The organism is Marinicrinis lubricantis (genome assembly GCF_042658665.1).
Classification (GTDB): Bacteria; Bacillota; Bacilli; order Paenibacillales; family KCTC-33676; genus Marinicrinis; species Marinicrinis lubricantis.
The window spans coordinates 26,245-38,676 of record NZ_JBHSQV010000173.1 but is presented as its reverse complement, the minus strand read 5'-3'; the positions used below and the strand labels follow the sequence as shown (position 1 = coordinate 38,676).

General features: G+C 46.9%; 7 protein-coding genes. All 7 read right to left on the bottom strand.

All coding sequences use genetic code 11. From position 1 onward, the window contains the following. Window positions 1-14: 14 nt before the first annotated feature. The 7 genes from tuf to rpoB all read right to left on the bottom strand — a co-directional run bounded on the left by tuf (window position 15) and on the right by rpoB (window position 12,108). Window positions 15-1,208: an elongation factor Tu gene (gene tuf, locus ACFPXP_RS16080; RefSeq protein WP_379895353.1), complete on the bottom strand. Its 1,194-nt coding sequence runs from the start codon at window positions 1,206-1,208 to the stop codon at window positions 15-17. Window positions 1,209-1,241: 33 nt separating this feature from the next. Next, window positions 1,242-3,317, bottom strand: a complete 2,076-nt coding sequence (gene fusA / locus ACFPXP_RS16075) for an elongation factor G (RefSeq protein WP_379895352.1) — start codon at window positions 3,315-3,317, stop codon at window positions 1,242-1,244. Window positions 3,318-3,370: 53 nt separating this feature from the next. After that, window positions 3,371-3,841: a 30S ribosomal protein S7 gene (gene rpsG / locus ACFPXP_RS16070; protein WP_379895351.1), complete on the bottom strand. Its 471-nt coding sequence runs from the start codon at window positions 3,839-3,841 to the stop codon at window positions 3,371-3,373. Between the two features lie 39 nt (window positions 3,842-3,880). Next, the gene (gene rpsL, locus ACFPXP_RS16065; RefSeq protein ID WP_379895349.1) at window positions 3,881-4,303 is read right to left on the bottom strand and encodes a 30S ribosomal protein S12; all 423 of its coding nucleotides are present in this window, start codon (window positions 4,301-4,303) and stop codon (window positions 3,881-3,883) included. A 140-nt stretch (window positions 4,304-4,443) separates the two neighbouring features. Beyond that, the gene (locus tag ACFPXP_RS16060) at window positions 4,444-4,692 is read right to left on the bottom strand and encodes a ribosomal L7Ae/L30e/S12e/Gadd45 family protein (RefSeq protein ID WP_379895348.1); all 249 of its coding nucleotides are present in this window, start codon (window positions 4,690-4,692) and stop codon (window positions 4,444-4,446) included. Between the two features lie 189 nt (window positions 4,693-4,881). Continuing rightward, window positions 4,882-8,499, bottom strand: coding sequence for a DNA-directed RNA polymerase subunit beta' (rpoC, locus tag ACFPXP_RS16055; RefSeq protein WP_379895347.1), 3,618 nt, complete (start codon window positions 8,497-8,499; stop codon window positions 4,882-4,884). Window positions 8,500-8,544: 45 nt separating this feature from the next. Continuing rightward, the gene (gene rpoB / locus ACFPXP_RS16050) at window positions 8,545-12,108 is read right to left on the bottom strand and encodes a DNA-directed RNA polymerase subunit beta (protein ID WP_379895402.1); all 3,564 of its coding nucleotides are present in this window, start codon (window positions 12,106-12,108) and stop codon (window positions 8,545-8,547) included. Between the last annotated feature and the right edge of the window lie 324 nt (window positions 12,109-12,432).

The window sequence follows — 12,432 nt, the reverse complement described above, 5'->3', positions numbered from 1 at the left end:
TAATAGAAGATAGATTACTTAATGATGGTTGCAACGGCGCCAGCGCCTACTGTACGTCCACCTTCGCGGATAGCGAAGCGAGTACCTTCTTCGATCGCGATTGGAGCGATCAATTCTACAGTAACTGTGATGTTGTCGCCTGGCATAACCATTTCAGTACCTTCTGGAAGATCGATAATTCCAGTTACGTCCGTAGTACGGAAGTAGAACTGAGGACGATATCCAGTGAAGAAAGGCTTGTGACGTCCACCCTCTTCTTTAGTCAGTACGTAAACTTGAGCCGTAAACTTCGTGTGAGGCTTTACGGAACCCGGCTTAACCAATACTTGACCGCGCTCGATGTCTTTACGATCTACACCGCGAAGAAGTGCACCGATGTTGTCACCAGCTTGAGCAGAATCCAGCAATTTACGGAACATTTCTACTCCAGTAACAACGGATTTGCGGCTTTCTTCAGCAATACCAACGATTTCGATCTCGTCACCAACTTTAACTGTACCACGCTCTACACGACCTGTAGCAACAGTACCGCGTCCAGTGATGGAGAATACGTCCTCGACAGGCATCAAGAAAGGCTTGTCAGTGTCGCGCTCTGGCTCAGGAATGTACTCGTCGATGATGTTGAACAATTCAACGATTTTCTCAGCCCACTCACCTGTTGGGTTTTGAAGAGCTTCACGAGCGGATCCACGAATAACTGGAGTGTCATCGCCTGGGAAGTCATATTCGCTAAGAAGATCGCGAATTTCCATTTCAACCAATTCAAGCAGTTCTTCGTCTTCAACCATGTCGCATTTGTTCATGAATACAACGATGTAAGGTACGCCTACCTGACGGGAAAGCAGGATGTGCTCACGAGTTTGTGGCATTGGACCGTCAGCAGCGGATACAACTAGAATCGCTCCGTCCATTTGCGCAGCACCTGTGATCATGTTTTTAACATAGTCGGCGTGTCCTGGGCAGTCAACGTGAGCATAGTGACGATTAGCGGACTCATACTCAACGTGTGCTGTGGAGATTGTAATACCGCGTTCACGCTCTTCTGGAGCTTTGTCGATTTGATCGAATGCTACTGCGGAACCACCGCCGTATTTAGTGGAAAGAACAGTTGTGATCGCAGCAGTCAAAGTTGTTTTACCGTGGTCAACGTGACCGATTGTACCAATGTTCAAATGCGGTTTTGTACGTTCGAATTTTGCTTTTGCCATGAGTAGAATGCCTCCTCAATTAATAAATATTAATTATGCACCTTTGTTCTTTGCGACTAATTCTTCCGCAATAGACTTAGGTACTTCTTCATAGTGGGAGATTTCCATCGAATACACGCCACGACCTTGTGTACGAGAACGCAATGTTGTGGAGTATCCGAACATTTCAGACAAAGGTACGTTCGCGCGAATCACTTGTGCTCCGGCACGAGAATCCATACCTTCAATCCGTCCACGGCGAGAGTTTAGGTCACCCATAACGTCTCCCATGTATTCTTCCGGTACTGTAACTTCAACTTTCATGATTGGCTCAAGAATAACAGGATTACATTTATCTTTGGCAGCTTTAAGTGCCATCGAACCTGCTACCTTAAACGCCATTTCACTGGAGTCGACGTCATGGTAAGAACCATCAAAAATAGTCGCTTTGATATCTACTAGTGGATATCCAGCAAGAACACCATTTTTCATAGCTTCTTCAATACCGGATTGAACGGCAGGTACATATTCTCTAGGAACGACACCGCCGACAATTTTGTTCTCAAACTGGAAGCCTTGACCTGCCTCAAGTGGTTCGAATTCAATCCAAACGTGACCGTATTGACCGCGACCACCGGATTGTCTTACGAACTTACCTTCAACCTTCGCAGGAGCACGGAAAGTTTCTCTGTAAGCAACCTGAGGTTTACCTACATTGGTTTCCACTTTAAATTCACGAAGCATACGGTCAACGATAATTTCCAGGTGAAGCTCACCCATACCGGAGATAATCGTTTGTCCAGTTTCTTCGTCAGTACGAGCACGGAACGTAGGATCTTCTTCGGACAGCTTGGATAAAGCAACGCCCATCTTGTCCTGGTCCGCTTTCGTTTTCGGTTCAACCGCGATGTGAATAACAGGTTCTGGGAAGTTCATCGACTCCAGAATAACTGGGCTCTTCTCATCGCACAGTGTATCCCCTGTAGTTGTATCCTTCAAACCTACAGCAGCTGCAATATCACCTGCATAGACTTGTTGGATCTCTTCACGGCTGTTGGCATGCATTTGAAGAATACGTCCAACACGCTCGCGCTTGCCCTTCGTTGCATTCAACACGTAAGAACCGGAGTTCAAAATACCGGAATATACACGGAAGAATGTCAACTTACCGACATATGGGTCAGTCATGATTTTAAATGCCAAAGCGGAGAATGGTTCGTTATCCGAAGATTTACGGGTAACCTCAGTGCCATCTTCCAATACTCCGCGGATGTCTGGAACATCTACAGGAGCAGGCAAGTAATCAATAACTGCATCCAGCATCAGCTGAACACCTTTATTACGGTAAGAGGATCCGCAAACGACTGGGAAGATTTTCACTTCACAAACACCTCTGCGAAGTGCCTTTTTCAACTCTTCCACAGTAATCTCTTCACCTTCAAGGTATTTCATTGTAAGTTCTTCGTCCAGTTCAGCGACTTTCTCCACTAATTCTGTACGAAGCTCTTCCACTTGTGCAGCAAATTCCTCTGGAACTTCTACACGCTCGATGTCTCTTCCGAGATCATCTTTGTACATATAGGCAACTCTTTCGACCAAGTCGATGATGCCTCTGAAATCGTTCTCTGCACCGATTGGCAATTGAATCGCTACAGCATTGGCTTGGAGACGATCGCGCATATCCTTAACAACGTTAAGGTAATCTGCACCGATAATATCCATTTTATTTACATAGGCAATCCGAGGAACGCCATACTTGTCTGCTTGTCTCCAAACCGTCTCGGATTGAGGCTCAACGCCTTCTTTGGCACTGAATACCCCAACCGCTCCGTCCAGTACACGCAAGGAACGTTCTACTTCAACGGTGAAGTCTACGTGTCCTGGAGTATCGATGATATTGACTCGATAACCCTTCCATTGCGCTGTCGTTGCAGCAGAAGTGATGGTAATACCACGTTCTTGCTCTTGTTCCATCCAGTCCATGGTGGCCCCGCCCTCATGAACCTCACCGATTTTATGCGTACGCCCGGTGTAGAACAAAATCCGCTCAGTCGTCGTGGTTTTCCCCGCATCGATATGAGCCATGATGCCTATGTTTCTTGTATTTTCCAAGGAAAACTCTCTAGGCATGAATCGGTCTCCTTCCATTGATTTGGTGGTAGATCATTGATCTAATATAGATCCTACCAGCGGTAATGAGCAAACGCTTTGTTCGCTTCAGCCATTTTGTGAGTGTCTTCACGCTTCTTCACAGATGCACCTGTGTTGTTGCTTGCATCGATGATTTCGTTTGCTAGACGCTCTTCCATGGTATGCTCACCGCGAAGACGAGAGTAGTTCACTAACCAACGCAACCCAAGAGCAGTACGTCTTTCGGGTTTTACTTCGATCGGCACTTGATAGTTCGCACCACCGACACGGCGAGCTTTTACTTCTAGTACCGGCATGATGTTTTTCATCGCTGCTTCGAACACTTCCATTGGCTCTTTACCTGTACGATCTTTAATGATCTCAAACGCATCATACAGCAGGCGTTGTGCAACCCCTCTTTTACCGTCAATCATGATACGGTTGATCAAACGAGTTACCAACTTGCTGTTATAAATTGGATCTGGCAATACGTCTCTGCGAGATACTGGACCTTTACGTGGCATAGTCATCCCCCTTTCTAAGAAGTTTTATCCACGAATGGATTATTGTTTTTTCTCTTTCGGTCTTTTCGTACCGTATTTCGAACGAGCTTGCATACGGTTGTTCACACCGGCTGTATCCAAAGCACCGCGAACGATATGGTAACGAACCCCTGGAAGGTCTTTTACCCTTCCTCCACGAATCAAGACCACGCTGTGCTCTTGCAGGTTGTGTCCGATTCCCGGAATGTATGCTGTAACCTCTACACGGTTAGTCAAGCGTACACGGGCATACTTACGAAGCGCGGAGTTTGGTTTCTTTGGAGTCATCGTACCTACACGAGTACATACGCCCCGTTTTTGCGGAGAGCTTAAATCCGTTTCTTCGCGTTTCATCGCATTGAAACCTCTTTGCAATGCAGGCGATTTGGATTTAACCACTTTCGATTTACGTCCTTTACGAACCAGCTGATTAATTGTTGGCATGTCTGCACCTCCTTCCAAGTTGTTCATTTTGCATTATGAAGAAAATTTTAAGTCCACAGATCCAGGCGGTTCATTTTTTAACAAAGGAAATGTTTTTGCCAAAGCCGCAAGCGTTGCTGCTCTAACAAAAACATTTTCAGTTATTTCAACAAGGCAGCCGTAGCTGCACCCACTTCTATTCCGCACGCTTTACCCAGCATCTTCATCGTGTCTACGTAAGTCACTTTAATCCCATGCTTTCGGCAAAGCTGAGTCACTTTGTTTGTGATCTTTGGATCTGCATCTTTCGCAACAAACACTTCGACCGCTTTGCCCTGCTCCACGGTTTTCATCGTTTGCTTCGTACCAATTTTGTAGGTGCCGGCCCGAATTACTTCATCATTAGACATTGCCATCCTCCAAAGTTCATATCAGGTTTTTTGGCACACTTCGATATATTAGCATCTCGTCATTCCGGTGTCAAGAAGTTCATTGTTTGAATTGTCCTGCTAGATGAACCGCATCTTACAGGTACTGCAGCAATCTACTAAGGTTTGCTCACCTCAGTAGATTGCATGTCATACGACAATCCATCCCATTTACTCTACGGAAACTGCCTCTGCAAAAACTTCTTCTTCATCCTCAGGCTTCGCAAGAGGGTCGTTGATTTTGATGCTGCGGTAACGATTCATACCGGTTCCGGCAGGAATCAATTTACCGATAATTACATTTTCCTTCAATCCGAGAAGCTGATCCACTTTGCCTTTGATGGCTGCATCCGTCAATACGCGCGTGGTCTCTTGGAAGGATGCCGCAGACAAGAACGAGTCCGTCTCAAGAGATGCTTTCGTAATACCTAACAGTACAGGTTTAGCGACAGCGGGTTCTTTACCCGCAAAGAGCGCTTGCTTATTCGCTTCTTCATACTCATGAATATCGACGAATGAGCCTGGCAAGAGGGTTGTGTCTCCGTTATCCACAATCCGAATCTTGCGCAGCATTTGACGGATCATGACTTCAACGTGCTTGTCGTTGATTTCAACCCCTTGGTTCCGGTAAACGCGCTGTACTTCTTGAAGAATATAATTTTGTACGCCGCGAATCCCTTTAATGCGCAGCATTTCCTTCGGATCGATCGATCCATCGGTCAACTCATCCCCTGCTTCAATCGTTTGACCGACGGTCACACGGACACGAGCACCGAACGGTACACTGTACACCTTCGATTCCGCTTCACCCTCGACTTCAATTTCCCGACGATCCTTCGTCTCGCGAATATCTTTAACGACACCATCAAGCTCTGTAATAATCGCTTGCCCTTTCGGATTTCTGGCTTCAAACAATTCCTGAATCCGCGGCAAACCTTGTGTAATATCGTCTCCGGCAACGCCACCGGTATGGAACGTACGCATGGTCAGCTGAGTTCCTGGTTCACCGATGGATTGAGCTGCGATGATACCGACAGCTTCGCCGATTTCCACGAATTGGCCAGTAGCCAAGTTTCGGCCATAGCATTTTTTACATACACCATGTCTTGTTCTGCAGCTAAGCACGGAACGAATGGTCAGCTTTTGAATGCCGGATGCGACAATTTTACTTGCCAATTCCGCATCGATCAATTGATCGCGTACGGCCAGCACTTCGCCCGTTTCCGGATGGCGTACGGTTTCGAAAGCATAGCGTCCTTCAATACGGTCGAACAGATCTTCTATAACCTCTTTACCGTCTTGAATTGGATATACGACAACCCCTTTATCCGTGCCGCAATCATCCTCACGCACAATGACATCTTGAGCCACGTCTACGAGACGACGAGTCAAGTAACCGGAATCGGCTGTACGCAGAGCTGTATCCGCCAAACCTTTCCGTGCACCGTGTGTCGAAATAAAGTATTCCAAGACAGTGAGACCTTCCCGGAAGTTGGATTTAATCGGCAATTCAATGATCCGTCCGGATGGGTTTGCCATCAATCCACGCATACCGCCGAGCTGAGTAATCTGTGATTTGTTACCCCGTGCCTTGGAATCCACCATCATGCTGATGGAGTTGTATTTATCCATCGACTTCATCAAAATATCGGTCAAGTCGTCTTTAGCCTTGCTCCAAATTTCGATGATACGGTCATAACGCTCTTCGTTCGTAATCAATCCACGGCGATATTGGTTCGTAATGGTCCGTACTTTTGCTTCGGATTCGGCCATGATCTCTGCTTTTTGTTCCGGAACGATAACGTCCGCAACCGAAATCGAGATACCCGCTTTGGTCGAATATACGAAACCAGTCGCTTTAATTCTGTCCAAAATGACGGATGTTTTCGTTGTATGGTAGCGACGGAAGCATTCGCCGATAATCGTTCCCAGGTAATCTTTACCGACTGCTTTCACTTCAGGCAGTTCGTTCATGCGCTGCCTCAAATCGGAACCTTTCTCCAGCACGATAAAGCGTTCGCTGATCTGGTTCAGATTTTCCTTAGTAGGTTCATTAATGAAAGGGAATGAGCCTGGGAAGATTTCGTTGAATATCAGCTTGCCTACCGTCGTGATGAGCATTCCATTCTGCTGTTCTTCTGTAAAGCTTTCTCTGTTCAGAGCCTTCACCGGAATCGCAATTCTTGCATGCAGCGAAGCATGGCCAAGCTGGTATGCGACTACCGCTTCATTCACAGAACCAAAGATACTTCCCGTACCTTTCGCTTCCAGATTTTCCATCGTCAAGTAATAGCTGCCGAGAACCATGTCCTGAGATGGAGTAACAACCGGCTTACCGTCTTTAGGGTTCAAGATATTGCCAGAAGCCAGCATCAGAATACGAGCTTCCGCCTGAGCTTCAGCGGAAAGCGGAACGTGAACAGCCATTTGGTCTCCGTCAAAGTCCGCATTATAAGCAGTACATACCAGCGGATGGAGCTTAATCGCACGGCCTTCAACAAGCGTTGGTTCGAAAGCCTGGATTCCAAGTCTGTGCAACGTTGGCGCACGGTTCAGCAGAACTGGGTGTTCCTTAATAACTTCTTCGAGCACATCCCAAACTTCAGGGCTGACCTTCTCCACTTTTCGTTTGGCGCTCTTGATGTTATGAGCTAGGCCTTTATTCACTAATTCTTTCATGACAAAAGGCTTGAAAAGCTCCAATGCCATTTCTTTCGGCAGACCGCACTGATACATCTTCAGGCTTGGTCCAACGACGATAACAGAACGGCCAGAATAGTCTACCCGTTTACCCAATAGGTTTTGACGGAAACGACCTTGTTTACCTTTGAGCATATGGCTTAAGGATTTCAAAGGACGGTTCCCTGGACCGGTAACGGGACGCCCGCGGCGGCCGTTATCGATCAATGCGTCAACCGCTTCCTGCAGCATTCTCTTTTCGTTCTGAACGATAATATCTGGAGCTCCAAGATCGAGCAGGCGCTTCAAACGATTGTTTCGGTTGATCACGCGGCGGTACAGATCGTTCAGGTCGGAAGTCGCAAAGCGTCCTCCATCCAGCTGTACCATAGGACGCAATTCCGGAGGAATGACCGGAAGTACATCGAGAATCATCCACTCCGGCTGGTTGCCGGAATGACGGAATGCCTCAATGACCTCCAAGCGCTTGATCGCACGGTTTCTTCTTTGTCCTTGCGCCGTCTTCAATTCATCTTTCAGCATATTCACTTCTTTTTCGAGGTCAATATCTGCAAGAAGCTTTTTCACGGCTTCCGCACCCATACCCGCTTGAAAACCATAGCCATATTTTTCACGATAGCTGCGGTATTCCTTCTCCGAAAGAAGCTGTTTCTTCTCAAGCGGCGTATCCCCTGGATCCGTTACGACATATGATGCAAAATAGATAATCTCTTCAAGCGATCTTGGAGACATATCAAGCGCTAAACCCATACGGCTCGGAATCCCTTTGAAATACCAAATATGGGATACCGGCGCAGCAAGCTCAATGTGACCCATGCGCTCACGGCGAACCTTCGCTCTCGTCACCTCAACACCGCAACGGTCACAAACGACGCCCTTATAACGGACGCGTTTGTATTTACCGCAGTGACATTCCCAGTCTTTTTGCGGCCCGAAGATTTTTTCACAAAACAAGCCTTCTTTTTCCGGCTTTAGCGTTCTATAGTTGATGGTTTCCGGTTTCTTCACTTCCCCCCGAGACCAGGAACGGATCTTCTCAGGTGAAGCGAGACCGATCTTCATAAACTCAAAATTGTTTACGTCTATCAAGGAGCAACCCTCCTGAAGTTTGTGTAGTGGTTACACTTGACTCAATTACTCGTTACCTGCTTCAGCGCCTTCAAGATTCAAGCTAAGTCTTTCACTGGAGCTGTCGTCATCTTCGTCAATCTCTTTCATGATGATTTCTTCTTCATCTTCGGACAAGATTTTAACGTCCATCCCCAAGCTTTGAAGTTCTTTAATCAATACCTTAAAGGACTCTGGCACTCCAGGTTCAGGTACATTCTCGCCCTTCACGATCGCTTCGTATGTTTTAACGCGTCCAACGACATCATCAGACTTGACCGTCAAAATCTCCTGCAGCGTATAAGCGGCGCCATATGCTTCAAGCGCCCAAACCTCCATCTCTCCGAAACGTTGTCCGCCGAACTGAGCCTTACCGCCCAGCGGCTGCTGCGTAACAAGCGAGTATGGTCCCGTGGAACGAGCATGAATTTTATCATCAACCATGTGCGCGAGCTTAATCATATACATGACCCCAACGGTAACTTCTCTTTCGAACGGTTCACCCGTTCTGCCGTCGTAAAGTATCGTTTTACCATTGCGCTGCATGCCTGCTTCTTCCATCGTATCAAACACGTCATGCTCTGTCGCTCCGTCAAACACCGGAGTAGCTGCATGAATGCCAAGTCGTTTACAAGCCATGCCCAAATGGACTTCCAACACCTGTCCAATATTCATCCGAGACGGCACGCCGAGCGGATTAAGAACAACCTGTACTGGCGTTCCATCCGGCAGGAACGGCATATCTTCTTCTGGCATAATGCGGGCGATAACCCCTTTGTTACCGTGACGTCCCGCCATCTTATCCCCTTCAGAGATCTTCCGTTTCTGAGCAATATAGACACGTACCAGCTGGTTAACTCCTGGAGGAAGCTCATCTCCGTTTTCTCTTGTAAACACTTTAACATCGACAACGATTCCGTCTGTTCCATGCGGAACGCGCAAGGAAGTATCGCGAACTTCACGAGCCTTTTCGCCGAAAATAGCGTGCAGCAGACGCTCTTCCGCTGTCAGCTCCGTTACCCCTTTAGGCGTTACTTTACCAACCAGAATGTCGCCGGCAGCGATCTCCGCACCAACCCGAATAATTCCACGTTCATCCAAATTCTTCAGCGCGTCTTCACCAACATTCGGAATGTCACGTGTAATTTCTTCAGGACCCAGCTTTGTATCTCGGGCTTCGGATTCGTACTCTTCAATATGAATCGATGTATATACATCTTCTTTTACGAGCTTTTCACTAAGCAGAATCGCATCTTCGTAGTTGTAGCCCTCCCATGTCATAAAGGCGACGACTACGTTTTGACCCAGTGCCAATTCGCCTTGTTCCGTGGAAGGTCCATCCGCCAAGATATCTCCGACCTTAATGATATCTCCTTTGCGTACGATCGGACGTTGGTTGATGCACGTCCCTTGGTTGGACCGGGTGAATTTCGTGATCTTATAACGCACCAGATCTCCGTTTACCAACCGACCGTCAACCATTTCTTGTCTGCGAAGCAAAATTTCTTTGGCCGACACTTTTTCAATAACTCCGTTATATTTGGATACAATACAAACTCCGGAGTCTTTCGCAGACTTATGTTCCATCCCAGTTCCTACCAACGGCGCTCTCGGAACGAGCAGTGGAACGGCCTGCCGCTGCATGTTCGAACCCATGAGCGCACGGTTGGAGTCGTCGTTCTCTAAGAATGGAATCAGCGCCGTCGCCACAGACACGACCTGTTTCGGCGAAACGTCCATGTAGTCTACCCGTTCTCTAGGCAGCGTTAAGATGTTATCCGACGTTTTGTTATAACGAACAATGATATTTTCCTGTACGAACGATCCGTTCTCGTTCAGCTCCGCATTGGCCTGCGCAATGACGTAATTATCTTCTTCGTCGGCTGTCAAATAATCAATTTTTTCCGTAACTTGATGTGTCTTTGGGTCAACCCAACGGTACGGCGCCTCGATAAATCCGTACACATTAATTCTCGCGAATGTCGAGAGTGAGTTGATCAAACCAATGTTTGGTCCCTCAGGCGTCTCAATCGGACACATCCGCCCATAGTGTGAATTATGAACGTCACGAACCTCGAAGCCTGCGCGTTCCCTGGTCAGACCGCCTGGTCCCAATGCAGAGAGACGGCGTTTGTGCGTAAGCTCCGCAAGCGGGTTCGTCTGGTCCATAAATTGTGACAGCTGGGAACTTCCGAAGAACTCTTTAATTGCCGCAATCACAGGACGAATGTTAATCAACTGCTGCGGTGTAATCGTGCTGGCGTCCTGAATAGACATCCGCTCACGAACGACTCTTTCCATACGGGAGAGACCAATACGGAATTGGTTCTGGAGCAGCTCGCCTACGGAACGCAGACGACGGTTGCCTAGATGGTCGATATCATCTGTATCTCCGACGCCATGCAGCAAATTAATGAAATAATTAATAGAAGCAATAATATCCGCAGGCGTAATATGCTTAACGTTCTTCTCGATATAACCGTTGGATATCACCTTGATCACTTTTCCATCCTCGATCGGCGAGAAAACGTCAATGACCTGCATTGGAATTTGATTCGCGTCCAGAACTCCGCTCTGCACGTTATAGTTCTTCAAATTGATGCCCTGCTCCAAGTACGGCATGATCTCATCGAGCAAACGACGGTCAACCAATTGTCCAGCTTCGGCAAGAATTTCACCCGTCTCAGGGTTCACCAATGTTTCTGCAAGCCGTTGATTAAACAGACGGTTTTTAATATGCAGCTTTTTATTGATCTTGTATCGTCCTACGTTCGCCAAATCATACCGTTTTGGATCAAAGAAGCGTGCAACGAGCAAGCTCTTCGCGTTGTCCAATGTAGGCGGCTCGCCCGGACGAAGTCTTTCATAAATTTCAATCAGCGCTTTATCGGTAGAGTCCGTATTATCCTTATCCAAGGTATTGCGCACGAACTCCTCGTCACCCAACAAATCAATGATTTCTTGATCTGTACCGAAACCGAGCGCTCTAAGCAGAACCGTCACCGGGATTTTGCGCGTGCGGTCAATTCGAACATATATAATATCCTTCGCGTCTGTCTCAAGCTCCAACCAAGCACCACGGTTCGGAATGACAGTCGCGGTATAGGCTTTCTTCCCGTTCTTATCTACTTTTGTGCTGAAATAGACGCTAGGAGAACGAACAAGCTGGCTGACGATAACCCGTTCAGCACCGTTAATAATAAAAGTACCTGTTTCCGTCATCAGCGGGAAATCGCCCATGAACACTTCTTGCTCTTTGACTTCCCCTGTTTCCTTATTTAACAGACGAACCTTTACTCTTAACGGGGCGGCGTATGTAACGTCACGCTCCTTACATTCATCCACGGCATATTTAGGTTCACCGAGACTATAATCAATGAACTCGAGCACCAAATTGCCTGTGAAATCTTGAATCGGTGAAATATCTTGAAACATTTCACGCAATCCTTCATCCAAAAACCATTGGTAGGATTTCTGCTGAATTTCGATCAGATTCGGAATATCCAGCACTTCATTGATACGGCCATAACTTCTGCGCGTGCGGCGTCCGTATTGAACAAGTTTACCTGCCAACTTCCCTTCACCCCTTATGTCTATTGACGCAAATTGCAAAGAAAAAAATGAAAACAAAACAAAGCCCCCCACTATCACCTTGCCCGATCAAGACAGTTCCAGATCATTCAAGTCAAGTAGGCAGCCGACCAAGAATAAATCCTCTGCAAAACGCTGAAACTTCCTGTGAAAGCCGGATATATTCCTGTCCTTTTCTCTGTTCCCATTTTTTATCCTTATCATGTAGATTTGCCCAAAATCTTAATATTATACGTAAAATGCCCTTTTTTTATTCCTCATGCTGAGAAAAAATTCTTGACATTTTACTCAACTAAAGACATATAGAGCATCCTAATACTGACA

Excerpts from the sequence above, each read along its gene's own strand:
- tuf (WP_379895353.1), bottom strand. The coding sequence starts at position 1,208 with ATGGCAAAAGCAAAATTCGAACGTACAAAACCGCATTTGAACATTGGT.
- fusA (WP_379895352.1), bottom strand. The coding sequence starts at position 3,317 with ATGCCTAGAGAGTTTTCCTTGGAAAATACAAGAAACATAGGCATCATG.
- rpsG (WP_379895351.1), bottom strand. The coding sequence starts at position 3,841 with ATGCCACGTAAAGGTCCAGTATCTCGCAGAGACGTATTGCCAGATCCA.
- rpsL (WP_379895349.1), bottom strand. The coding sequence starts at position 4,303 with ATGCCAACAATTAATCAGCTGGTTCGTAAAGGACGTAAATCGAAAGTG.
- ACFPXP_RS16060 (WP_379895348.1), bottom strand. The coding sequence starts at position 4,692 with ATGTCTAATGATGAAGTAATTCGGGCCGGCACCTACAAAATTGGTACG.